The organism is Neobacillus sp. PVCKKU3, assembly GCF_058323225.1.
The window spans coordinates 65,787-88,547 of record NZ_JBLVQN010000005.1 but is presented as its reverse complement, the minus strand read 5'-3'; the positions used below and the strand labels follow the sequence as shown (position 1 = coordinate 88,547).

The 22,761-nt window shown below is 41.2% G+C and carries 23 protein-coding genes and 1 other annotated feature (1 of these 24 cut by a window edge); of the genes, 7 read left to right on the top strand and 16 right to left on the bottom strand.

All coding sequences use genetic code 11. From position 1 onward, the window contains the following. Nucleotides 1–143 (top strand) — a binding site (T-box leader) (it extends 71 nt beyond the left edge of the window). 43 nt (nucleotides 144–186) lie between these two features. Further along, complete coding sequence (gene tyrS, locus ACNQGS_RS05135; RefSeq protein ID WP_491486409.1) at nucleotides 187–1,446, top strand: tyrosine--tRNA ligase; 1,260 nt, start codon at nucleotides 187–189, stop codon at nucleotides 1,444–1,446. A gap of 105 nt (nucleotides 1,447–1,551) precedes the next feature. Next, entirely contained in the window at nucleotides 1,552–1,746 is a 195-nt protein-coding gene (locus ACNQGS_RS05130; protein WP_491486408.1) for a DUF6954 family protein, read from the top strand. Between the two features lie 182 nt (nucleotides 1,747–1,928). Here the strand turns inward: ACNQGS_RS05130 and acsA are convergent, their stop codons facing one another. Further along, complete coding sequence (gene acsA, locus ACNQGS_RS05125; protein WP_491486407.1) at nucleotides 1,929–3,647, bottom strand: acetate--CoA ligase; 1,719 nt, start codon at nucleotides 3,645–3,647, stop codon at nucleotides 1,929–1,931. Nucleotides 3,648–3,837: 190 nt separating this feature from the next. On the opposite strand from acsA, the gene ACNQGS_RS05120 reads away from it, so the two are divergent. The 3 genes from ACNQGS_RS05120 to ACNQGS_RS05110 are packed head-to-tail and all read left to right on the top strand — an operon-like array spanning nucleotide 3,838 to nucleotide 6,322. Continuing rightward, a complete protein-coding gene (locus tag ACNQGS_RS05120; RefSeq protein WP_423799322.1) occupies nucleotides 3,838–4,470 on the top strand; it encodes a GNAT family N-acetyltransferase in 633 nt (210 codons plus the stop codon). Nucleotides 4,471–4,505: 35 nt separating this feature from the next. Continuing rightward, nucleotides 4,506–5,153, top strand: a complete 648-nt coding sequence (locus ACNQGS_RS05115; protein ID WP_213119882.1) for an acetoin utilization AcuB family protein — start codon at nucleotides 4,506–4,508, stop codon at nucleotides 5,151–5,153. Next, on the top strand, nucleotides 5,150–6,322 hold the full coding sequence (locus tag ACNQGS_RS05110) for an acetoin utilization protein AcuC (RefSeq protein WP_491486406.1): 1,173 nt from the start codon (nucleotides 5,150–5,152) through the stop codon (nucleotides 6,320–6,322). The genes ACNQGS_RS05115 and ACNQGS_RS05110 overlap by 4 nt, the downstream gene beginning before the upstream one ends. A gap of 649 nt (nucleotides 6,323–6,971) precedes the next feature. Here the strand turns inward: ACNQGS_RS05110 and ccpA are convergent. The 12 genes from ccpA to ACNQGS_RS05050 all read right to left on the bottom strand — a co-directional run bounded on the left by ccpA (nucleotide 6,972) and on the right by ACNQGS_RS05050 (nucleotide 19,194). Continuing rightward, on the bottom strand, nucleotides 6,972–7,976 hold the full coding sequence (gene ccpA / locus ACNQGS_RS05105; protein ID WP_213144585.1) for a catabolite control protein A: 1,005 nt from the start codon (nucleotides 7,974–7,976) through the stop codon (nucleotides 6,972–6,974). A 208-nt stretch (nucleotides 7,977–8,184) separates the two neighbouring features. After that, the gene (locus tag ACNQGS_RS05100; RefSeq protein WP_213144584.1) at nucleotides 8,185–9,261 is read right to left on the bottom strand and encodes a bifunctional 3-deoxy-7-phosphoheptulonate synthase/chorismate mutase; all 1,077 of its coding nucleotides are present in this window, start codon (nucleotides 9,259–9,261) and stop codon (nucleotides 8,185–8,187) included. 286 nt (nucleotides 9,262–9,547) lie between these two features. Beyond that, nucleotides 9,548–9,880 (bottom strand): bacillithiol system redox-active protein YtxJ, encoded by a 333-nt coding sequence (ytxJ, locus tag ACNQGS_RS05095; RefSeq protein ID WP_213144583.1) that lies wholly within the window; start codon nucleotides 9,878–9,880, stop codon nucleotides 9,548–9,550. Between the two features lie 86 nt (nucleotides 9,881–9,966). Then, nucleotides 9,967–10,431 (bottom strand): YtxH domain-containing protein, encoded by a 465-nt coding sequence (locus ACNQGS_RS05090; protein WP_491486405.1) that lies wholly within the window; start codon nucleotides 10,429–10,431, stop codon nucleotides 9,967–9,969. 20 nt (nucleotides 10,432–10,451) lie between these two features. Then, complete coding sequence (locus tag ACNQGS_RS05085) at nucleotides 10,452–10,913, bottom strand: DUF948 domain-containing protein (protein WP_491486404.1); 462 nt, start codon at nucleotides 10,911–10,913, stop codon at nucleotides 10,452–10,454. Nucleotides 10,914–11,090: 177 nt separating this feature from the next. Then, nucleotides 11,091–12,392, bottom strand: coding sequence for a UDP-N-acetylmuramate--L-alanine ligase (gene murC, locus ACNQGS_RS05080; protein WP_213144581.1), 1,302 nt, complete (start codon nucleotides 12,390–12,392; stop codon nucleotides 11,091–11,093). A 386-nt stretch (nucleotides 12,393–12,778) separates the two neighbouring features. Continuing rightward, nucleotides 12,779–15,304: a DNA translocase FtsK gene (locus tag ACNQGS_RS05075; protein ID WP_491486403.1), complete on the bottom strand. Its 2,526-nt coding sequence runs from the start codon at nucleotides 15,302–15,304 to the stop codon at nucleotides 12,779–12,781. A gap of 279 nt (nucleotides 15,305–15,583) precedes the next feature. Further along, nucleotides 15,584–16,372 carry a DUF1444 domain-containing protein gene (locus ACNQGS_RS05070; RefSeq protein WP_491486469.1) on the bottom strand — a complete coding sequence of 263 codons (789 nt, stop codon included), beginning with the start codon at nucleotides 16,370–16,372 and terminating at the stop codon, nucleotides 15,584–15,586. A gap of 93 nt (nucleotides 16,373–16,465) precedes the next feature. Further along, nucleotides 16,466–16,780: a thioredoxin family protein gene (locus ACNQGS_RS05065; RefSeq protein ID WP_213119873.1), complete on the bottom strand. Its 315-nt coding sequence runs from the start codon at nucleotides 16,778–16,780 to the stop codon at nucleotides 16,466–16,468. Nucleotides 16,781–16,923: 143 nt separating this feature from the next. After that, the gene (locus ACNQGS_RS05060; RefSeq protein WP_491486402.1) at nucleotides 16,924–17,328 is read right to left on the bottom strand and encodes a hypothetical protein; all 405 of its coding nucleotides are present in this window, start codon (nucleotides 17,326–17,328) and stop codon (nucleotides 16,924–16,926) included. Nucleotides 17,329–17,534: 206 nt separating this feature from the next. Next, on the bottom strand, nucleotides 17,535–18,056 hold the full coding sequence (locus ACNQGS_RS05055; protein WP_491486401.1) for a DUF84 family protein: 522 nt from the start codon (nucleotides 18,054–18,056) through the stop codon (nucleotides 17,535–17,537). 64 nt (nucleotides 18,057–18,120) lie between these two features. Beyond that, complete coding sequence (locus ACNQGS_RS05050; protein ID WP_491486400.1) at nucleotides 18,121–19,194, bottom strand: M42 family metallopeptidase; 1,074 nt, start codon at nucleotides 19,192–19,194, stop codon at nucleotides 18,121–18,123. Nucleotides 19,195–19,376: 182 nt separating this feature from the next. Here ACNQGS_RS05050 and ACNQGS_RS05045 point away from each other — a divergent pair, with 182 nt between their 5' ends. Next, complete coding sequence (locus tag ACNQGS_RS05045) at nucleotides 19,377–19,706, top strand: PepSY domain-containing protein (RefSeq protein WP_491486399.1); 330 nt, start codon at nucleotides 19,377–19,379, stop codon at nucleotides 19,704–19,706. A 46-nt stretch (nucleotides 19,707–19,752) separates the two neighbouring features. Here the strand turns inward: ACNQGS_RS05045 and ACNQGS_RS05040 are convergent, their stop codons facing one another. Continuing rightward, nucleotides 19,753–20,592 carry a YtnP family quorum-quenching lactonase gene (locus ACNQGS_RS05040; protein WP_491486398.1) on the bottom strand — a complete coding sequence of 280 codons (840 nt, stop codon included), beginning with the start codon at nucleotides 20,590–20,592 and terminating at the stop codon, nucleotides 19,753–19,755. Nucleotides 20,593–20,774: 182 nt separating this feature from the next. Beyond that, nucleotides 20,775–21,434 carry a tRNA (guanosine(46)-N7)-methyltransferase TrmB gene (trmB, locus tag ACNQGS_RS05035; protein ID WP_491486397.1) on the bottom strand — a complete coding sequence of 220 codons (660 nt, stop codon included), beginning with the start codon at nucleotides 21,432–21,434 and terminating at the stop codon, nucleotides 20,775–20,777. 158 nt (nucleotides 21,435–21,592) lie between these two features. On the opposite strand from trmB, the gene ACNQGS_RS05030 reads away from it, so the two are divergent. After that, a complete protein-coding gene (locus ACNQGS_RS05030; RefSeq protein ID WP_491486396.1) occupies nucleotides 21,593–21,871 on the top strand; it encodes a YtzH-like family protein in 279 nt (92 codons plus the stop codon). Here ACNQGS_RS05030 and ACNQGS_RS05025 read toward each other — a convergent pair. Continuing rightward, entirely contained in the window at nucleotides 21,868–22,641 is a 774-nt protein-coding gene (locus ACNQGS_RS05025) for a phosphotransferase (protein WP_491486395.1), read from the bottom strand. The two genes, ACNQGS_RS05030 and ACNQGS_RS05025, sit on opposite strands and share 4 nt — an antisense overlap. Nucleotides 22,642–22,761 lie beyond the last annotated feature (120 nt).

Here is a 22,761-nt window from a genome sequence, read left to right as displayed (position 1 = left end):
CTGCCACATATAGAAGAGTGAATTACATCCTGGAGCTTTCTCTGTGAAGAAACAGTAGCGGAGAACGGTTCAAACCGTTATTTTTTCAAGTTGGAGGAATTTCCTCAAGCTGGGTGGTACCGCGTATATTTTACGTCCCTGCATAATTGCAGGGGCGTTTTTATTTTTTATTGGAGGTTTTGAGTAATGAACTTATTAGAGGATTTAAAATGGCGGGGCATTATTTATCAGCAAACAGATGAAGAAGGGTTGCAAAATCTTTTAGATAACGAAAAAATTTCCCTCTATTGCGGGACAGACCCAACCGCTGACAGTCTTCATATCGGCCATTTGGTGCCCTTTTTAACACTAAGAAGATTCCAGCAGCATGGACATCGTCCGCTTGTATTGGTCGGGGGCGCAACGGGGCTGATTGGCGACCCGAGCGGTAAAAGCGAAGAACGAAAGCTGCAAACAATTGAAGCGGTTCAGAAAAACGTTGAAGGCATTAAAAAGCAATTAGCAGCCATTTTTGAGTTTGAAGGAGAAAATGGCGCAGTTATGGTCAACAACTACGACTGGACCGAGCCCATGAGTGTCATTGCCTTCCTGCGTGATATCGGCAAGCATATCGGTGTCAACTACCTGCTGGCAAAGGATACGATTGCCTCCAGGCTTGAAACAGGGATCTCGTTTACCGAGTTCACCTACACGATTTTACAGGCGATGGATTTCAACCATTTATATGATCATTATAACTGCAAATTACAGGTTGGCGGCAGTGACCAGTGGGGGAACATTACCTCAGGTCTTGAGTTAATTCGGAAAATGCATGACGAAGAGACGAAAGCCTTTGGGCTGACGATTCCGCTTGTAACCAAATCCGACGGTACCAAGTTTGGAAAATCAGAAGGCGGCGCTATCTGGCTCGATCCGGAAAAAACCACTCCTTACGAGTTCTACCAGTTTTGGATTAACACAGCCGATGCCGATGTGGTGAAATACTTGAAGCTGTTTACCTACCTTTCTCGTGAGGAAATTGAACAATTGGAAGTCAGTGTACAGGAAGAGCCGCATCTCCGTAAAGCCCAAAAGGCACTGGCGGAAGAGATGACACGTCTGATTCACGGAGAGGATGCACTAAAGCAGGCCATCAAGATTTCCGAAGCATTATTTAGTGGGGACGTTCGCAGTTTAACGGCTGCCGAAATCAAGCAGGGCTTTAAAGATGTTCCGTCTTACGAGCTGCAAAATGAAGAGGAAAATAATTTGGTTGAGCTATTAGTAGCGGCAAAGATCTCTCCTTCCAAGCGCCAGGCTCGTGAAGATATTTCAAATGGTGCCATTGCCATTAATGGAGAAAAGGTAACTGATACCTCTTATACTCTTCAGGAAACTGACAAAATTGAAGGCCAGTTTACGATTGTCCGAAGAGGGAAAAAGAAGTATACGTTAATTAAATATTAATTGGTTTAAAGGGGCTTTGGGACTGCAACCCAAAGTCCTTTTTATTTGTAACAGCTTTTTTCTTTTAAACGTCAAATTTATAAAGGATATTTGGAGGTGAAAGTAGTGAGAGTTTTAGTACACGCTGTTTTTATCCTTCTCATTGGCTTGGTTACGTTTTTTGGCCTTGGACCGGTTCTTATGGCAGATGGAAGCATTCAGGAAAGATTGGTTACGGGAGTCATTGTTTTGGTAATCTATCTAATCTTAGGATTTGGCTATCGAAAGGGAATTGGCTGGGCCGAACGCAAACGGAATTAGCATATATCAGCGAATTTTTGCCATTTATCAGCGGATTTCTAAATATATCAGCGAATTCCTGATAAATATCAGCGGATTTTCAAATATATCAGCGAATTCCAAAAAAGGATCTAATACCAACAAAAAAAGAGGCTGCTCCAGTCATGAATTGGATTCAGCCTCTATCTTTATATCTTTAAAAATTAATCTTCCATCGTCGATAAATCACCAGTCGGCAAATTTAACTCCCATGCTTTCAAAACACGTCTCATGATCTTGCCGCTTCGTGTTTTTGGCAGCTTGTCACGGAAATCAATTTCACGAGGTGCGGCATGTGCTGCCAGACCTTTTTTGACGAACTGTCTAATTTCCTCTTTAAGCTCTTCAGTTGCCACATAACCATCCCTTAACGCGATGAAGGCTTTAATAATTTCCCCTCGCACAGGATCCGGTTTTCCGATAACCCCTGCTTCAGCAACTGCTGGGTGTTCAACAAGCTTGCTTTCCACTTCAAATGGACCTACACGCTCTCCAGATGTCATGATGACGTCATCGACACGGCCTTGGAACCAGAAGTAGCCATCCTCATCCATGTACGCAGAGTCTCCAGAGACATACCAGTCACCTGGCATGAAATATGATTCATATTTCTCAGGATTGTTCCAGATCGTATGCATCATCGAAGGCCAGCCTTTTTTAATTGCAAGGTTCCCCATTCTGTATGGCGGAAGCTCGTTACCTTGATTATCAACAATCGCCGCCTCAACGCCAGGGATCGGCTTACCCATCGAACCAGGCTTGATTTCCATGCAAGGATAGTTACTGATTAACTGGGCACCGGTTTCAGTCATCCACCAGTTATCATGAATTCTCTTATTGAATACCTTAGCACCCCATTTAACCACTTCTGGGTTTAATGGCTCACCAACACTCAAGACATGGCGAAGGCTGCTTAAATTAAATTTCTTAACCAGCTCGTCCCCCGCTCCCATCAGCATCCGGAATGCTGTTGGTGCACTATACCAAACCGTAACACCGAAGTCTTCAATCATTTGATACCAGGCTTCTGGGCTGAAACGTCCGCCGACAATAACATTCGAAGTACCAGTCAGCCATGGGCCAAAGATACCGTACGAAGTTCCTGTCACCCAGCCTGGGTCTGCTGTACACCAGTAAACATCATCCTCTTTTAAATCAAGAACCCATTTAGCTGTTTGATAATGCTGAATCATCGCATTATGCACATGCAGTACGCCCTTTGGCTTTCCAGTAGATCCAGATGTGTAATGGAGGATTAATCCATCTGTCCGCTCAACCCATTCAATCTTCAGCTCTTTGCTGGCAGTCTCAAATTTTTCTAAAAAGTTAATGCAATTCCCTTGTTCCTCCACATTTTTTCCAACGAGGAAAATATGCTTTAATGCCGGTAAATCCTGAATAGGTACACGGCTTAACAATTCTGGTGTAGTTACTAATACTTTTGCTTCACTGTCTTGTAGACGATCCCTGACAGCCCCTTCCATGAAGGCTTCAAACAATGGGCCAACAATCGCACCAAGCTTAATTGCTCCTAAAACAGTAAAATAAAGTTCTGGAGAACGCGGCATGAAAATAAAGACACGGTCGCCTTTTTCGACATCGCCGTAATTTTTCAGCACATTCCCGGCTTTATTGGAAAGCTCCTTCATTTCCTTAAAAGTATATTTTTCATTTCTCGAAGCATCACGATAATATAATGCCACCTTATTTTTTCTATACGTACCCGCGTGGCGGTCAATCGCCTCGTAGGCCATATTAACAAGGCCTGTCTCACTCCAAGAGAATTCCTTTTCTGTATCTTTCCAGTCAAAATTCTTATATGTTTCTTCATAGTTTCGCAAATTGAAATCCCCTTGGACTACTGGCAGCGCTTCCACTTTCATTCCTATCTCCCCCTCTGAAGTATTTGAGATAATTATAGTACAAATAATAACTATTCACAATTTTAACACTTTTTTAAAAAAATATAAACCTAGTGTTTAATTTTTCGAAAATTTAGTGAAAAATCTTTAAAGATATAAATTTCATGTATAATAGAATTGAAGTACCTAGATTTTTTCCAGGGGTGACCAAATGGAGCACAAAAAAACCTATAATGCTAAGGAATTAAAAACTCCTCAAGGCAAATTAATTATTGAAGGCCCTGTTACTGCAGAAAAATTAGCAGGCTATGATTTTCATGAAGACCTTGTTGCGTTTCGCCCCCCTGCCCAGCAGCACGAGGCATTAATCGGGATCGCCGATTTACCGGAAGGAAGAATTATTATTGCGAGGCATCAAAATACAATCGTCGGTTATGTTACCTATTTATACCCAGACCCTCTCGAACGCTGGTCGGAAGGAAAGATGGATAATTTAATAGAATTGGGCGCTATCGAGGTGATCCCTCAATTTAGAGGCTGTGCCGTCGGTAAAAACCTCCTGATTGTTTCGATGATGGATGATGCCATGGAAGACTATATTATCATCACCACCGAGTATTATTGGCATTGGGATTTAAAAGGAACCAAACTCAATGTTTGGGAATATCGAAAGATCATGGAGAAAATGATGAATGCCGGCGGATTGGAATGGTATGCGACTGATGACCCGGAAATCTGCTCCCACCCAGCCAACTGTTTGATGGCCAAAATGGGCAAACGAATCGATAATGAATCCGTCCAACGATTTGACCGGCTGCGTTTTATGAATCGGTTTATGTACTAAACATGATTGAACTTTAGAGAATTGGGGGAAATCCTATGATCGTGGAAGAAATTATGCAATCGGATGTAGCTGCCCTCTCTCCCACTGATACCATTGCAGACGCCATGGCATTAATGGAATTAAGGAAAATTCGCCACATCCCAATCATTGATAAAGATGGGCACCTGGTTGGTCTTGTTACCGTTGCTAAAATAAGAGAGGCTACACCGTCCATTTTTCATGCAAATGAACACCCGGAGATTTTGAAAAAACCCCTAGATACGATAATGGAAAAAAACGTCATCACAAGCCATCCCCTGGACTTTGTTGAAGAGACCGCCGCTCTTTTCTATGAACATAAAATAAGCTGCCTTCCGGTCATCAATAATCGAAAATTAGTGGGAATTGTGACAGAAACCGATTTATTAAGAACAATGATTGAGTTAACAGGTGTTCATCAGCCTGGCTCGCAAATAGAAATAAAAGTGCCAAATATCTCCGGAATTCTCAGTGAAATCGCAGAAATTATCCGAAAACGGAAGGCAAACATCTTAAGTGTACTGGTTTACCCAGATAAACAGGATGAACAATATAAAATACTTGTTATCAGAGTTCAATTAATGAACCCTACCGGATTGATTCAAGACCTTAAAGAAGCTGGCCACCAGGTGTTATGGCCAAATTTGCCGGGGATGTCTATATGAATGATCGCTGTTCCTTTATTTACTCAGAAGACCTTCTGAATTATCGATTCAACAGTCATCATCCTTTCAATCAATTCCGGCTTAAACTCACAGTAGATTTATTAAATAGAATAAATGCCTTAAACCCCAATCAGATTGTTAAGCCAAGAATGGCGACTGAAGAGGAGTTAACCTTAATCCATGACCCAAGCTACGTAGAAGCAGTAAAAAAGGCCGGCCAGGGGCTACTTCCGAAAGAAGTAGCTGAAAACTATGGTTTAGGTACTGAAGATACCCCTATTTTTCCTAATATGCATGAGGCTAGTTCTTTGATGGTGGGGGGTACCTTAACGGCTGTCGATGAGGTAATGACTGGAAAAACACTTCATGCCCTGCACCTTGGCGGCGGTCTGCATCACGGATTTCGGGGCAAAGCCTCCGGATTTTGTATTTACAATGATAGTTCTGTTGCGATTAAATATATCCAGCAAAAATATAATGCCCGCGTTTTATACGTTGATACAGACGCCCATCATGGTGACGGAGTTCAATGGTCCTTTTACGATGACCCGAATGTCTGTACACTATCGATTCATGAGACAGGCCGATATCTATTTCCGGGTACAGGCAATATTAACGAAAGAGGACAGGGAGCGGGATACGGCTATTCATTCAACATCCCTGTTGATGCCTTTACAGAAGATGATTCGTGGCTGCATGCCTATAAAAATGCAATCAGGGATGTTGCCGAATTTTTTAAGCCTGATGTGATCTTGACGCAAAACGGAGCAGACTCGCATTATTATGACCCATTAACCCATTTGTCGGCTACGATGAAAATATATCGGGAAATCCCAAAGCTTGCCCATGAAATTGCGCATCAATATTGCGGCGGCAAATGGATTGCCGTGGGCGGCGGCGGATATGACATTTGGCGTGTTGTCCCAAGGGCTTGGGCATTTATTTGGATGGAGATGACAGAAAATCCCAATTGTTATGGCAGTTTGCCTGAAGACTGGATAGAGCAGTGGCAAAAGGAGTCCCCGGTGACACTGCCAAGGGAGTGGGATGATTCAGAGGATATTTATCCTCCAATCCCAAGAAAAGCAGAAATAACAGAAAAGAACTTAATCACACTTGAAAAAGCACTATATCCAATTCGTAATCATCAAAAAAGCGAATCAAGATAATAGGAAAAGGCGGCTATCGAAAAACTTTCGATAGCCATTTATTTTACCTCATTATCTTAATCGATTCACCACGTTAATTTATTTAAAAAATATGAATAATAAAGCCCTTTTAACATGTTTTGTCAATTTGCACCCAGGCCGATTCGATTTTTCGCAGGGTTCGGACATTTCCGCCTCTTTTTCAAGCAATTTTGTCCGAAGGTTGCACTGGTTCGGACACTTCCACCTCTTTTTCAAGCGATTTTGTCCGAAGGTTGCGCAGGTTCGGACACTTCCGCCTCTTTTTCAAGCAATTTTGTCCGAAGGTTGCACTGGTTCGGACACTTCCACCTCTTTTTCAAGCGATTTTGTCCGAAGGTTGCACTGGTTCGGACACTTCCAATGGAAATGTCCTTATAAAGCGGCACACTTTAGCAGGGGTAGAAAATGTGTGTTGCAATACTTTAGGTTAGTTGCCTCCCTGTTGATTGGAGCGGAGGGCAATCGACTCCTGCGGGATTTAGAGGTCACTGGAGACCCCGCAGGCGCCGTAGCGCCGAGGAGGCTCCAAGGACTCCCGGCGGAAAGCGAGTGCCTGGAGCGGAAATCAACAGGCCTGTTAGCAGGGTTTAGACAAAATAAAAAAGGCGGATATTTAACCGCCTTTTTATTATTCCCTTGTGGATTGACGATGTTCAATTCGATGTGGAAGAACCACTTTTTGTTCACTTACTTTTTCTTTGTTCATTAATTTAGTTAACAAGCGCATTGCAACAGCCCCAATATCATAAAGAGGTTGAACAATCGTCGTAAGCTGCGGACGGACCATCAGCGACAGTCTCGTATTGTCAGAAGTAATAACCTCAAAATCCTCTGGAATACTGTAGCCCTTATCCTCAGCACCATGGACGACGCCAAGTGCCATTTCATCCGCACCAACCAAAATGGCCGTTGGTTTTTCAGATAGTTCCAGCATTTTTTCAAATGCTTCAATTCCGGAATCGTACGTATAATCTCCTTCAATAATTAACTCTTCATTAAAAGGAATATTCGCATCTTCTAAGGCTCTCTTATAGCCATTTAGCTTTTTAACAGTGATATCCGGTTCATAAAGCGGTCCAATAACAAAAGCAATATGTTTATGCCCTCTACCGATAAACTCTTTTACAGAATCGTAGGCAGCCTGTTCATAATCAATGTTAACAGAAGGAATTTTTTCAGATTCTTCGATAGACCCCGCTAGCACAACTGGAACTGGAGACCTTTCAAACTCATCGACATGCTCAGGAGTAATATGTCCTCCCATGAAGACAATCCCGTCTACCTGTTTACCTAACATTGTGTTAAATAAATGTAGTTCCTTTTCTTTGTTTTGATCTGAATTACTTAAGATAATATTGTACTTATACATGGTGGCAATATCTTCAATCCCGCGTGCAAGCTCTGCAAAGAAGATATTGGAGATATCAGGGATGATAACTCCTACTGTAGTTGTTTTCTTACTTGCCAATCCTCTGGCAACCGCATTTGGACGGTATCCCAATCTTTCGATTACCTCTTGGACCTTTTTCCGTGTAACCGGCTTTACATTAGGATTCCCGTTAACAACGCGGGATACTGTGGCCATGGAAACATTCGCTTCACGAGCTACGTCATAAATTGTAATATTATTCACTTGTAACACTCTCCTAAAACGTACATTGTTTTCTTTATTTTATAGCATTTAGCTAAAATCTAGTCATTATTGCTTATGTGATAAAGTAAACAATCTTTAAGTATGTACTTATGATACGACAAGAAGAAAAAAGCCGCAATTATATTGTCAATATTTTTTTTAAAGCAGGAAAAAACCTCCTGCTATCATGGCAGAAGGTTCTTGTTTATTATACTCTTACAAAGTTGGATGCAAGGAGTTCATTGTAGAAGTGATCAAATTGCTCAAGGTTCATTTGCTGCTGTGCATCAGAAAGTGCTACAGCAGGGTCTGGGTGTACTTCAGCCATAACGCCGTCTGCCCCAATTGCAATTGCAGCTTTGGCGCATGGAAGCAGTAAATCTCTTCTTCCAGTTGAGTGAGTAACATCTACCATAACCGGTAAATGTGTTTCTTGCTTTAAGATAGGAACAGCGGAAATGTCTAAGGTATTTCTAGTTGCCTTCTCATAGGTCCGAATTCCACGCTCGCAAAGGATAATTTGTCCATTTCCTTGCGCCATGATATATTCGGCAGCATTGATGAATTCCTCGATGGTTGCAGCTAACCCTCTCTTTAATAGAACAGGTTTATTCACTGCACCAGCAGCCTTTAATAATTCGAAGTTTTGCATATTACGTGCACCAATTTGGATGACATCGATGTAATCAATAGCCATTTCAATATCGGCAGGACTGACAATTTCACTAATGACGGCCATATCAAATTCATTTGCAACACGTTTTAATATTTTCAGTCCTTCTACACCTAATCCTTGGAAATCATATGGAGACGTTCTTGGCTTGTAAGCACCACCGCGCAAAAGCTTTAAGCCTTTTTCCTTCATAGCTTTAGCAACAGTTGCCACCTGCTCATAGGATTCAACCGCACATGGACCGAAGACAAAATGCTGCTTGCCATCGCCAATTTTTTCGCCTTTTAAGTCTACGATTGTATTTTCCGGCTGTTTCTTTCTGGAAACTAACAAAGCTTTCTTATGGTCGTCCTTTTGGAGGTCAAGCCCCGCTTTGAAAATTTCCTTAAACAGGTGATCAATTGTAGAATTTTCAAATGGACCATCATTATTCTCTTTAATTTTATCAAGCATCATTCTTTCACGGACTGGATCGAAGCGGAAAACGCCTTGACTTCCTTTTACCTGCCCGATCTCTTGGACGAGTCGAGCTCTTTCATTTATTAACCTCAACAATTCCAAGTTTAACTCATCTACACGGTCTCTTAACTGATCTAATTCATTATTGCCCATCTTATCGTCCCCGTCCTTTCTTTTGTCGGCATTTATTCCTAAGTAAAGTTATCTTTTTTAAATAGGATTAAGTTTACTGCCTCACAATCAAAGATTTTTAAAAATTATAAACTTTTTTATAATTAGGGTTATTATAGCCGAAATAAATTTCTTTGTCATCACTTTTTTCTTTAATGATTAAACGCTTTTAAGCTTTTAAGTGTTAAAGTGTTTTTTGATATATATTAAAGTAATATATGTGTTTTTTGAAAAAAGGTGACTGTTATGTGGCAATATGTAACTATTTTTACTCCTGAACGGGAATAGCTTGTGCCAAAGAACGATTCGTTATTTTCCAGTGTGAAGCATTCCACGATGGTTTCCCATCAGCAAAAAGAATGGCTTGTGGAGATTCGTGCTTAATTTGAAATTGTTCAGCGATTTCGTTTGATAATGGGCGGGAATCTTGAACTGCCAAGTAGTAAGTTGGGATATTTTCATGTTCATTCGAAAATTTTTCGTATTCTTTGTAGGCTGCTTGGCTGATTGGGCAAGTTAAGCTGTGCTTTAATAGATAAAATGAATTTTCGTTATTTAGTAATTCCGTAAACTCTTCAATTGAATCAATTTTTTTTAGCATAATTTTACCTCCAGATAATAATAAACGGTGAAGTAATTTTAACACTTCACCGTAATGTTTCACAAACTGTATGACTTATATTCCTTTTAAATCCTAACCTTGCTTTCTTCTTCCTCTAGTGCTTTTTGAGCTTCCTCTAATTTTTTTCGAATTTCATCGCTGTTTGCTGAAGCTTTTGTTGATGCCGTTTTTTCGTTTGAACCTTGAATCGAAATATAGGTGGTTTCGGAATCCTCATGCTGCTCAAAAGTGGTATCTGTTTTCCCTTTCACTTTATTCATTAGATTAGAGGATTGCTGGGCAAGCCCCTGGGTAAGTGAGATAGTTTTGGATTTTACATTTTCCCTTAGCGGTGAAGATTTTTCGAGAAGAGATCCCGTTTGGTCAGAAAGTGTGTGGCGAAATTCCTGGCCTTTTTTTGTACCTAAGAGCAGCGCCGCTGCAGCACCCGCCAGACCGCCAACGATAACGCCCAGCAGAAAACTGCTGCTGCCAGATTCGTCGCTTCGAACTTGATTGGTTTCACGTGATTCATACTCTCTTTTTGTCATAATCCCTTCACTCCTCTTTTTTAATGTGAACGTTCCTTTTGCCTTTCATAAATGGTTTCTTCATTTTTGGCTTCCTTACGAGCCTGCCACATGTCTTTTAATTCAAAAAATACATTGCTCCACTGAATAATTTGCGAAACTTTTTCCTTGCTCTCTTCGACTTGCTCATCAATCGTGTTCGTAATATTCTTTAAGGTTCCATTAAATTTCCTGACTGAGGTTCCAACCTCTTTAACAGAATCGACGACACTATTTAAGCGCACTGATTTATCTTTCAAATCTTCGGCAAGGGCATTTGTTTTTTGTAAGAGCTGTGTTGTTTCACTTGTGACACCTTCAACTTGTTTTTCCAGTCCCTTTAAAGTGTCCGAAACACTCGTAAGGGTAATTTTCAGGGATTTAAGTGTCGCTGATAAAAAGAAAACCAGCACTAAAAAAGCTACTGCAATCAAGGCTACGCTTATGTATAAAATCAAGATCATCATAAAACCTCCGATATATCCTATTAATTATGTATTACCGTTCAAACTATGGTTTAAACCTCGTTCATATCTTATACTACTTCCAGTGATTTGTCTTGTTTTCCTGCAATTTGTTAAAAAAAATTCCTTATATTATTGATATGAAAAAAGGATGCCGCACTTGGCGGAATCCTTTTCTTATTTAGCAATTTGTTTTTCATAAGATTCCTGGAATTTCTGAATGTCTCCAGCCCCCATAAAGAGGATGACACTATTATCATGGTTCCCTAATAAGTATGTGGTCTCTTCAGTGAGAATTTCAGCACCAGGAATTTTTTCCTCAAGGTCGTGAATAGAAAGCTTTCCTTGTTTTTCACGAGCTGACCCAAAAATTTCACACAAATAAGTTTTATCCGCCAGCCTTAGGCTCTCAGCAAAATCTTCTAAAAAGGCCTGCGTCCTTGTAAAGGTATGCGGCTGGAATACGGCAACAATTTCACGATCAGGATATTTTTGCATGGCTGCATCGATGGTTGCTTTGATTTCTGTCGGATGGTGGGCATAATCGTCAATTAAAATTTGGCTGCCCATCCTTTTTTCCGTAAATCTTCGCTTAACTCCCTGGAAGGTCGTTAAAAGTTCTTTCACTACTTCCACATTAATATCTTCATAATGGCAAACGCCAATGACAGCTAGAGCATTTAGAACACTATGGTCACCGAATGTTGGAATGGAAAAGGTGTCATAATACGTATTGCGAATAAATACATCAAAGCTTGTTCCTTCTGTCGTTTTCACAATATTTGCGGCCTGATAATCATTTTCCTCCGCAAATCCATAAAACAAGACAGGAACCTTAGCCTGAATTTTTTGAAGCTGCTCATCATCACCATAAGCAAATATCCCTTTTTTCACTTGGAAGGCCAACTCCTGAAAAGCCGAAAAAACATCATCGATATTGGCAAAATAATCAGGATGATCAAAGTCAATATTGGTCATTATGGCATAATCAGGGAAATAGGAAAGAAAATGCCGTCTATACTCACATGCTTCAAAAACAAAATACTCCGCACCTTCTTCTCCTTTACCGGTACCGTCACCAATTAAAAAGGAAGTAGGCTTCGCGCCTGCGATTACATGCGAAAGCAGACCCGTGGTGGATGTTTTGCCATGGGCACCTGTGATGGCTATGCTGGTGAAATTTTGCATAAAGTCGCCTAAAAAGCGATGGTAACGTATAATAGGAAGCCCTAGTTTCATGGCCTCTTGAATTTCCTCATGCGTATCAGGAAATGCGTTCCCGGCAATGATTGTCATCCCTGGCTCGATATTTTCTTTTTGGAACGGGAGTATTTTAATCCCCGATTGTTCAAGGGCCAGTTGTGTAAAAAAGCGCTTTTCGACATCGGAGCCTTGGACCTGAAATTTCATATCGTGGAGCACTTGTGCAAGTGCGCTCATACCAGACCCCTTTATACCGACAAAATGGTAAATTGTCATAGAAGAACCTCCAACCAACGTCTATCTGTAGAACAGTATATGACATCTGTCTGTATTTGCTAATCTGAAAAAGCAGGGAGAATTACACACCTGCTTTTCCTGAACATATTTCATTATTATATCACTGTTTATCCGTAAAAACTATTTTCGAACCCGAATTGCTCCAATGGTACTATTCGCTAATCAGAATTTACTGTTGTAAATTTGAACGCATAAATCAACTACACCTCTGTCTTCGTCCTCTCGGACTCGCCAATCGGTGAGTTTTCATTTCGCTAATCAGAATTTACTATCGTAAATTCTGAACGCATAAATTCAACTACACCTCTGTCTTCGTCCTCTCGGACTCGCCAATCGGTGAGTTTTCATTTATTATTTGTCTATATTTACATATTTAGACTTGCATCCTGGATAGATTCCAAATCCGCTTCGTTGATTAACACTTCCCGCGGCTTGCTTCCGTTTGCACCTGAAATATAACCCTGCTGCTCCAGCATATCCATTAAGCGTGCAGCCCGGTTATAGCCAATTTTAAAGCGGCGCTGCAGGCTGGAGGTTGAGGCTGCTCCTTGTTCGATGATAAATTCACAGGCATCATAAAACAACTCGTCCTCCTCCTCCGTTATTTGGGCCTTTTTTAAAAGTTCTTCCTGCACAAATAAATATTCCGGCTCGCGCTGTTCTCTAACATGGGCGACAACCACATCAATTTCTTCATCGGTTACAAATGTGCCCTGCAAGCGGACCGGCTTTGATGAGCCATTTTCCAAAAAGAGCATATCGCCGCGGCCAAGCAATTTTTCAGCACCGCTGATATCAATGATTGTACGCGAATCCACTTGGGATGAGACCGAAAAGGCAATTCTTGTCGGGACGTTTGCTTTTATTAAACCAGTGATGACATCCACAGACGGCCGTTGCGTTGCGATAATTAAATGGATACCGCACGCTCTTGCCTTTTGGGCGATCCGGCAAATGGCTTCCTCTACATCCGCCGGTGACATCATCATTAAATCGGCCAGCTCATCAATAATAATTACAATATATGGAAGCTTGTCGGAATATCTTTTATGCTCCATAGCCAGTTCATTAAAGCGGCTGATATCGCGGACGCCGGTATGGGCAAATAGCTCATAGCGTCTTTCCATTTCATCGACAGCCCATTTTAACGCAGCGGTTGCTGCCTTAACATCGGTAATAACCGGGCTGACTAGGTGAGGAATCCGATTATATGGTGCAAGCTCCACCATTTTCGGGTCAATTAGCATGAGCTTAACATCTTCAGGACTGGCTTTATATAATAAGCTAACTAAAATTGAATTAATGCAGACGCTTTTTCCGGATCCTGTTGCCCCAGCAATCAGACCGTGGGGCATTTTCTTTAAATCTGTCACAATCGGCTTGCCGGCAATATCGAGGCCAAGCACCACCGTTAACGGGGATGCTGTATCACTGAAAACACCGCTGCCGATAATTTCGCTGATTCTCACCGGCCTTGATTGTTGGTTCGGCACTTCAATTCCAATCGTGTGTTTCCCCGGAATTGGTGCTTCGATCCGGATATCCCTGGCAGCAAGGCTTAATTTGATATCATCACTTAGATTGGTAATCTTGTTCACTTTGACACCAGGTTCAGGCTGTACTTCAAAACGGGTAACAGACGGACCTTGCGTTACATTTACCACATTTGCGCCAACATTAAAGTTTTGCAAGGTTTGGTTTAGCAATTCCTCTTGATAAAGCATCCATTTTGTATCGATGATTTCAGAAACCGGGGGATTGAGCAAATCCGCCATTGGGAATTGATATTCGCCTGCTGCGGCAATCTCTTGGATATGGTGGTCATTTTGCTCTTCATGACGGCTATTGGTTTCAACGATTATTTCTTTTTGCTGTGTATTAATTGATTCCTGCTGTTGCGGTTTCTCTTTCACTTTAAGCAGGCTGTTGTTTTCCACGACTTGCGCTTGTTGAGAAGCGGCAATTAAAGCCTGCTTTTGCCGTTCTTCGTCGAGTCTTCTTTTCTTTACTTCCCATTTTTCCCGATCCTGCTTTAACATCATGACGTTGAAAGGAAGATGAGAACGCTTAGGCTTAGGAGGTTCAGATTCCTCGAATTGGTCCTCTTCGATACGAAGTGGTAATTCGGATTCCTCGTTTTGGTTATCTTCAATACGAAGTGGTAGTTTGGATTCATCGCTCTGGTTATCTTCAACACCTAGTGGTATCGTGGATTCCTCGATACGAAGTAGCAGTTCACCAACCTTGCCTTCAGGTTCTTGAACATCTTCAATCAGAACAGAGCTGTTATCTGTCTCTTCGGAGTATGTATTGTCCACTGGAGTGATTTCATCAAGGGCCACATTCTCTTTAATTTCAGTTTCTGTCTCCAAACTCTTATGGACAAAATTTGATATTGTCATTGTGGGATTTTCTTCCGTCAGCAGCGGAGCGGGCGGGCTTAATTTTTCTTCCTCGAAAAAATGACATAATTCATGTTCAACTACCGAGTCTGTTTTTCTCGGCCGATTGAACCCAAATACTGGGGAAGGAATTTCGGTTGGGTGAAACGGCCCCCGGGCTTTTTTTAACGGTTCTATTTTCGCCTTAATTGGTTCTTTTTGAATTACTTTTTGCCGTTCTTTAACCGAATGTGGCAGATTCTCTTTCTCTCTTCCAATTTTCTTTTTCTTCCGCTTTCCTTCTAGGGGTTTTATTGATTCCAACGGTAAGGGTGCCTTTAATTTGTTTTTTGGGTATTGATAAGAAACTCTTGCATCCAAATCCTTAGTGCTCTCACTTTGAAAAGCAAATGTAGGAACTTCCGATTTATCATTATGTAAGGGGTGCTTGTCAAATTCCCCTTCCTCATCTTTTTTTAATTTTTGAAAAAAGTTTTGGATCCAGCTCAAAACTATCACTCTTTCTATTTCACTTCTTGTCACTCTATTTTATCAGCATTTTTTATTTTTTCGACACTATTCTTTAGAAACAGCTAAAATATATGAAATTTCGTTCTTGAGACACAGAAAAAAGAAAAGCGGAAGCGCCTTGAACAGGGGCGACAGGCATAAGACGAGCCTGCGAGAAGGCTGCTTTTTAGCCTTCTTGACGGATTGGCTTATGACCCCGAGCCCCTAGGCGCTGGAGCTAGACAAACAGGATCACCTTCATCAAGTGATCCCAGTCTTTTATTTATTTTTTCCTAAAATAAATATCGGCTCTAATTCTCCATTTTCATATAAAAACGACAAGGCGGTGATAGGTACGCGGCCGCTTGCGAAAAAGCTCATCGCCATTTGTGCCATCACATCATAGCCTCTGTCATTTCGGATATCCGCGATAATTAAGACATCCTGATGGGGAACGGCCACTACCATTGTCCCGGTAATCCGCTTCTCCATATCGGACAGGAATCCCTTATTTAATATCCTGCTGGCATCGTAGCCATCATTGGTATTTAGAAAATAAAAGATGTTTCCCGCCACTTGATCTTCCTTCACATTTGTAGAAAGCGATCTCGCATTAAACAGGGCAATCTCCTTAATTCTTGAAGGGTTCCATCCCTCTTTTTGCATAATCCGAGAATCAATTAAGCGGTAGGTTTTCCCCATATCATAGGCATAATAGATTTTTGTTTCCGCAGTATGGTCGTCAGTCAGGAAAGGAACCCCTTCTTCAGCTTCCTTCGGAAAAGAGGTAGAGCGGATAACCGGAAAGATTTTTTTCTCATGGTCGGTTAACTGGACTGTTTCCTCCATGGCCCGAAGCCCTTCTTCCACATAATAAACAACCTCGTCGATCGCTTTATCCTTCTCATCGTACCATTTAGCCACAATCCCTGCTAGAGCAACCGTAATCCCTTTTCCAGTTCGTTTGCTTTCAATACGCAGCTGATCCTTATCACGATCATAGGTTACTACTCTATCTTCATTATCTAAACGCGATTCTAGTTCTCGCCTCATCTTTTTACTGTCCATTTTCATATATATCCCTCCGATATTAAAAGGAGTAGTTTTCTTTTTTAGATAAAAAAGCTCCTTCTCCAAAAGGAGATGGAGCCTTGTGCTGAATTATTTTAGACCTGTAATAAATTTTTCAATTTCCTCTTGTGTTTTACGGTCTTTACTAACAAAGCGGCCCAGTTCTTTACCGTTTTCGAAGGCAATAAAACTTGGGATCCCGAAAACATCGAGCTGCTGGCATAAATCGATATATTGATCACGGTCTACATGGATAAAGGTATATTCCGTGAATTTGGACTCAATCTCTGGCAAGACTGGTTCAATAAACCGGCAGTCCCCGCACCAATTAGCTGAGAACATAAAAATCGTTTTTCCCTGGTCACGCAATTGCTCAAATTGCTCCATGGATTCTAAATGTTTCATTATTAACGACCCCCGTATTGAAAGAATGTTTTTTCAATCATAACAATCCATCCGCTTGTCAGTCCAATAATATGCAATCGGACATCCCCTATTATCTTAACCAACCATGCCAAACAAAAAACGAAGGGATTACCTTCGTTTTTTTATTTGTATGTAACCGAATGGACTATTTGCGTCATTGCTTTCGCTTCTTCTTCAAGGCTTGAAGTTTTCGCCTGAGTGGTTATTTTCACACCGCCTGCACCAACGGTCATTTCATTCATATCATCTTTTAGCTTTTTTATGGTCAAATAACCGAACATTTTATCGTTTGTAAATTTCTCATTTGTATCTAGTTTTTTATACTGTTCAACTGTCGTTTTATACACCACTTCACTTGAAGGGCCTTCTTGGGGATTCACAAACAAAATATAAGTTTTCGAGCCATTTTTTAAAATGATATTATTCGGTGTGGTGTCATCAATTTCATATCCGAACGGAAGGTAAAAATGAATTTTTTCACTTTTCTTCGAAGGCTTTTTTGCCTTTTCATGAAACGTTGTATTCACAGTTTTAATAGTTGCTTTACTTTCCTCTTTATATGATGCATTTCCACATGCAGTTAATAATCCCAGCGATATTATGAAGATCGTTATGATTTTAAAGAGTCTCAGACTGCTCTCCCCCTTATAAAAACAATATTCTATCTCCATAATAACTGCCAGAATATTCAAATGACAAGACTTTGTCGAAAAATAGTGTCGAAAAATATACCTTATTTTACTTTCAATTTTTGCTGATAGGTAAATTGCCCTACTAAAAGCTTCATGACATGGGTAAACATCTCAGCCCTATCAACCATTCCATTCGTAAATACCCCGACAGCACCTTCCTGCTTGCTGACGTTTTTCTTTTTCGCGTAATCCTCCATAACTGGGCCAAGCTCTTCACCAGCCCTTAATCTTACCGACACTTCCTCAGGCAGTAAAAATCTTGCGCCGCCAGCTACAATCGGCTCCATATCGAGGGTGGCAAGCGCTCCCCAATTGCAAAGCAACAGTCCGTGACTAGTTTCATGGACGCCTCCCTCAAGGCCGATGCCGATATCGCCATTTCCTTGTTCAAGCGCGCCTTTTGCCCTGTTGATCGCCCCTTTTATTGTTTCTTCATCGGAGAAGGGCTGCTCGCTAACCCCTGATTGTACGTCTAAAGATATAAATTCAGCCTCCAGGTGTCGGAAGCTATTTTTGACCGCCGTAATTTTGGTAGGATTTTTTGATCCAATAATAATTTTCATGCTCGTTGCTCCTTTTTAGAAATACAGCAAAGGAGGCATGATGTAACATCACGCCCCCGCTAAATTAGCTGTTTGATTTAATTGTTTCTACAGTTGTTTCGTCACATGCCTTTACTAGCTTAACCAATAACTCCTTAGCCGCTGCGTAGTCATCGACATGGACGATGGAAGCGTGGGTATGGATGTAACGGGAGCAAATTCCGATAACAGCGCTTGGTACCCCTTCATTTGATAGGTGAACACGGCCGGCATCTGTTCCACCTTGTGAAACAAAGTATTGATACGGAATCTTGTGCGTCTCGGCCATATCGAGAACAAATTCCCTCATCCCGCGGTGTGTTACCATTGACTTATCAAGGATACGCAATAATGTTCCCTTGCCCAATTGACCAAATTCATTTTTATCGCCAGTCATATCATTGGCCGGGCTGGCATCAAGCGCAAAGAAGAGATCCGGGTTAATCATGTTAGAGGCAGTCTGAGCACCGCGCAGGCCTACTTCCTCTTGGACCGTTGCCCCCGAATAAAGAATATTAGGCAATGTTTCATCTTTTAGCTCCTGAAGCAGTTCAATCGCCAAACCGCAGCCATAGCGGTTGTCCCATGCCTTCGCTAAAATTTTCTTTTCATTTGCCATTGGAGTGAACGGGCAAATCGGCAGGATGGCCTGCCCTGGCTTAATGCCGATTCTTTCAGCATCTTCACGGTTATCCGCCCCAATATCAATCAGCATATTCTTAATTTCCATCGGTTTGTTTTTCTTTGATTCATCCAACAGATGCGGCGGGATGGATCCTACCACACCGATGACCGGGCCGTTTTTTGTCATGACTTGGACGCGCTGTGCGAGAAGTACCTGGCTCCACCAACCGCCAAGCGTCTGGAAACGGATCATTCCATTCTCGGTGATGGCCGTAACCATAAAACCAACTTCATCCATATGCCCTGCGACCATAATTGTCGGGCCGGCTTCATTCCCTCTTTTCACGCCGAAAACACTGCCAAGCTTATCCTGAACTATTTCATCGGCATATTGCGAAAGCTGTTCTTTCATAAATTTGCGGACTAAATGTTCATTGCCGGGAGCCCCAGGCAGCTCGGTTAAGGTTTGAAAAAGCTTCAAGGTTTGTTCATTCATATGTAGAAAACTCCTTTAGTCTTTTTATCTCATACTATGTATCATTTTTATTTTACAGAAGTTATAAACAGCTTTCCAATATTTCATTTTTCTATAGGTATTATTATCTTCTTATTTTAAAATACGATATACTGAAAGGAGAAAAAATTATGGGATTTTTTTGAAGAAAAGGGGGCTTTGTGATGAACTGGAAGTCTTTTTTTATCGGAGTATCGGTTGGTATGGTTGGGGGATATGCGGCGAAACAGATTATTTCTCAAAAAACCAAGGTCTCACCTGAAAAGGTGTTAGAGCATGTGAAGGAACAATTTAAACAAAACGGACCAATCAATGGGTCGTGGATACATATGAAAGTGGAGCCTTATGAACAGCATCAGGTGCAATATCAAGTTTATAAGGGCGGTATTTCAAAAAACAATGATGGAATCAACGAACAATATGAATTTATTGCCGATGCCTTAACCGGAACGATTTTGGATATCCGCAAGCTATCTGAGAACTTGGTGTCTTAATGAAAAATAGCCGCATCTTAATGATACGGCTATTTTTCATTAAGCTTTAAACTTCCCTTTTAATGCTTTCCGCTATTTTATGATCCGGCCCCCACTTAACAGCCCGGTAAAAGGCATCATGGTAAAAGGTAAACCAGGCATTTTTCTCGAGTGCATATGGAAGCCATTTTTCCTTCGCCCGGATGGAGTCCATTGGATAATCATCATAGGCCATTACCCACAGAGTATTTTGATGGGCGTGGGTAGCCATTAAGTCAGCCATGTGAATGGCTGTTTCGCCTCCATCCTCAATTATAAGGATTGAATGCCCGTTACTATGCCCTCCGGTGTGAAACATTTGAATCGGCCCAAAGCTCCACGTCTCCTCAAAGGTAACAACCTGCGTTTGCACCGCCTCCCAATTTTCCTTCCAGTATGTATTTTTTGAACGAATATTGGGTTGTCTCATTTCATCCCATTCTATTTTCGATGCTATAATCTGGGCATTTGGGAATGTTGATACGTACTCCCCGTTGACAAGCTTAGTCAATCCGCCAGCATGATCAAAGTGAAGATGGGTCATTAACACATAATCGATGTCTTTCGGAGTTAGGCCTATTTTTTCTAAAGAGGCATCAAGTTCGGATTCCTTTGTGACGCCAAAGTTCCTTAATTGCTTTTCAGTCAACTTGCCGCTGCCAAGTCCTGACTCTAGAAGCAGATTTTTTCCATCAAATTGAATTAAGATTGGATCTGTTGGTAATTCAATTTGGTTGTTCTCATTCGCCGGGTATTTTCTTGACCACAACGGTTTTGGTACCACACCAAACATGGCCCCGCCATCCAAATTCGTAACCCCGCCTGAAACCCAAGTCAAAGTAACAGTACCAATTTTTAATGATTGCATGTTTCCTCTCCTTCCCTTTTCTATAGTTTACCATTACCGGAATTGTATGAAAATAAATGAAAACTCGCCGATTGGCGAGTCCGTTAGGACGAAGACAGAGGCGTAGTTGAATTTATGCGTTAGGAAAGTATAAATTTGAAAAAATTTATTCTTTCCTATTAGCGTAAAAAAGGACAGTCTTTTTAAGACTGCCCCTTGGAATCGTTATTATATTTCACTTCACAACGGTAAATCCGATTGCCTTTTTCGGAAAATTTCTGTTCATACTCGGTCATGATATTTCCTTCAAAATCACTTTTGTGAAGATCTAGGCTAAGGAACTTTAATAACAAACCATATTCAGAAAAACTCATTAAGGAATACTCAAACAGACCTTGATTATCCGTTTTGAAATGAATCTCTCCGCCATCGACGAGGATATTCTCATAGGATTTAAGAAAATCCTTGTAGGTTAATCTTCTTTTTTCATGACGGGTCTTTGGCCATGGGTCGGAGAAATTCAAATAAACCCGATCCACATCATTCTTGGCGAAGTATTTTTCTAATTCTGCGGCATTGACATTAAGAAGCTTTACATTAGGCAATTCCGCTTCAATCAAGCGATCCAAAGCCGCCACAATCACACTGTCATATAGCTCAATTCCCATATAATTAATGTCTGGATGGGCCTTGGCCATTTCAGTTATGAACCGCCCTTTGCCAGTGCCAACCTCTATATGAAGCGGGTTGTTATTTCCAAACACTTCATCCCATTTTCCTTTGTTTAATTCCGGATTTGGGACTGCATATTGCGGATACTCCTCTATTTTATCCTTTGCCCAAGGTTTATTTCTGAGTCTCATTTATTTGCCACTCCTAAAAAATATTATCGTTTAATACATAGCATGCTCATTTTTGTCTTGCAAGTAAAACCGTGATGCTGGTGTGAATAAATAAAAAAAGAATTCACAACCTAACTGTGAATTCTTTTTTCATTCCCACTTGAAAGGGTGTGCTTTTTATGCCATTAAGTCATCATGACCAAGTAACCTTGCTCAAAGATATATTAAGCAATCATCAGACAGATTGCTGCGGGTCCGTTGCCGAATGTGAACAATTAGAACGATTAATCAAATCCTTGATGGTAAACAATCAGGTTGATCAAAATGTCAAACCTATCCTACAGGAAGTTTACCATTACAGCCAGACAGGAGCGCAAACCGCAGATTTAGACGGGCATATTACAGCCCATCAAGAAAACCTGTCACAATGGGTAGATGATATTGGGCAATTTTCTTAAAGTATATCCCTTAAGAATTGAATCCACTTATTCATCTCATCCATACGATGTTTATTTTTATAAAATTGGATCGAAGATAGGGTCTGCAATGCTACATACCATTGCATTCTAAGTTTCAAATCGTCGGTTAAGTTTTCCCCGTACATTTTCAGCCAATCCTGCCAATTTTCTTCAGGAATGTACCAATAAAGGAGCATTCCTAAGTCAATGGCAGGGTCCGCAATCATCGCTCCATCCCAATCAATGAGGTACAACTGATTGTCATCAGTCCAAAGCCAGTTATTATGATTGACGTCACCGTGGCAAACGACCTTTTCCTCACAATAAACGTTTTTCGCTTCTTTTTTTAAAAAGCTTAGTGTTTCTTGAACTTCCGGAAGGAAAAATAGCTCTTCATCCATTCCAGAGACCACCGATTGAAAGATTGTTTCAGGCTGCAATGGTGATTTTTCCAATCTGCTCAGCATGCCAAGCATGGGCTCAGAACGATGAATTTTCTTTAGAAGTTTCGCCACAACCTCTTGATTCATTTCCGTCGATTTCAGTTCCCTGCCTTCAAGCCATTGCTGGGCTGTAATGACATCTCCATTTTCCAATCGTTTTGTCCAAACAAGCTTTGGGACAATTCCCTCTGCCGAAAGTACTGCAAGGAATGGAGAAGAATTTCGCTTCAAAAAAAGCCGTTGGTCTTCATGCCTCGCATAAAAGGCCTCTCCGGTGGCCCCGCCGGCAGGAATAATTTCCCACTCTTGTCCTAATATATGTTCCAAAACTGTTCACCTTCAACTTATGCCGTTCTTGAGGATGGGGCCCTCATCTAAATCAGAAGTAAAACCAAGACGTGCGAAGGTTTTACGAATTGTTTTATTAATAAAAAAAAGCTATTGAAT

Excerpts from the sequence above, each read along its gene's own strand:
- tyrS (WP_491486409.1), top strand. The coding sequence starts at position 187 with ATGAACTTATTAGAGGATTTAAAATGGCGGGGCATTATTTATCAGCAA.
- acsA (WP_491486407.1), bottom strand. The coding sequence starts at position 3,647 with ATGAAAGTGGAAGCGCTGCCAGTAGTCCAAGGGGATTTCAATTTGCGA.
- ACNQGS_RS05120 (WP_423799322.1), top strand. The coding sequence starts at position 3,838 with ATGGAGCACAAAAAAACCTATAATGCTAAGGAATTAAAAACTCCTCAA.
- ACNQGS_RS05115 (WP_213119882.1), top strand. The coding sequence starts at position 4,506 with ATGATCGTGGAAGAAATTATGCAATCGGATGTAGCTGCCCTCTCTCCC.
- ACNQGS_RS05110 (WP_491486406.1), top strand. The coding sequence starts at position 5,150 with ATGAATGATCGCTGTTCCTTTATTTACTCAGAAGACCTTCTGAATTAT.
- ACNQGS_RS05100 (WP_213144584.1), bottom strand. The coding sequence starts at position 9,261 with ATGGGCAATAATGAATTAGATCAGTTAAGAGACCGTGTAGATGAGTTA.
- ytxJ (WP_213144583.1), bottom strand. The coding sequence starts at position 9,880 with ATGCTAAAAAAAATTGATTCAATTGAAGAGTTTACGGAATTACTAAAT.
- ACNQGS_RS05090 (WP_491486405.1), bottom strand. The coding sequence starts at position 10,431 with ATGACAAAAAGAGAGTATGAATCACGTGAAACCAATCAAGTTCGAAGC.
- ACNQGS_RS05085 (WP_491486404.1), bottom strand. The coding sequence starts at position 10,913 with ATGATCTTGATTTTATACATAAGCGTAGCCTTGATTGCAGTAGCTTTT.
- murC (WP_213144581.1), bottom strand. The coding sequence starts at position 12,392 with ATGACAATTTACCATTTTGTCGGTATAAAGGGGTCTGGTATGAGCGCA.
- ACNQGS_RS05070 (WP_491486469.1), bottom strand. The coding sequence starts at position 16,372 with ATGGACAGTAAAAAGATGAGGCGAGAACTAGAATCGCGTTTAGATAAT.
- ACNQGS_RS05065 (WP_213119873.1), bottom strand. The coding sequence starts at position 16,780 with ATGAAACATTTAGAATCCATGGAGCAATTTGAGCAATTGCGTGACCAG.
- ACNQGS_RS05055 (WP_491486401.1), bottom strand. The coding sequence starts at position 18,056 with ATGAAAATTATTATTGGATCAAAAAATCCTACCAAAATTACGGCGGTC.
- ACNQGS_RS05050 (WP_491486400.1), bottom strand. The coding sequence starts at position 19,194 with ATGAATGAACAAACCTTGAAGCTTTTTCAAACCTTAACCGAGCTGCCT.
- ACNQGS_RS05045 (WP_491486399.1), top strand. The coding sequence starts at position 19,377 with ATGAACTGGAAGTCTTTTTTTATCGGAGTATCGGTTGGTATGGTTGGG.
- ACNQGS_RS05040 (WP_491486398.1), bottom strand. The coding sequence starts at position 20,592 with ATGCAATCATTAAAAATTGGTACTGTTACTTTGACTTGGGTTTCAGGC.
- trmB (WP_491486397.1), bottom strand. The coding sequence starts at position 21,434 with ATGAGACTCAGAAATAAACCTTGGGCAAAGGATAAAATAGAGGAGTAT.
- ACNQGS_RS05030 (WP_491486396.1), top strand. The coding sequence starts at position 21,593 with ATGCCATTAAGTCATCATGACCAAGTAACCTTGCTCAAAGATATATTA.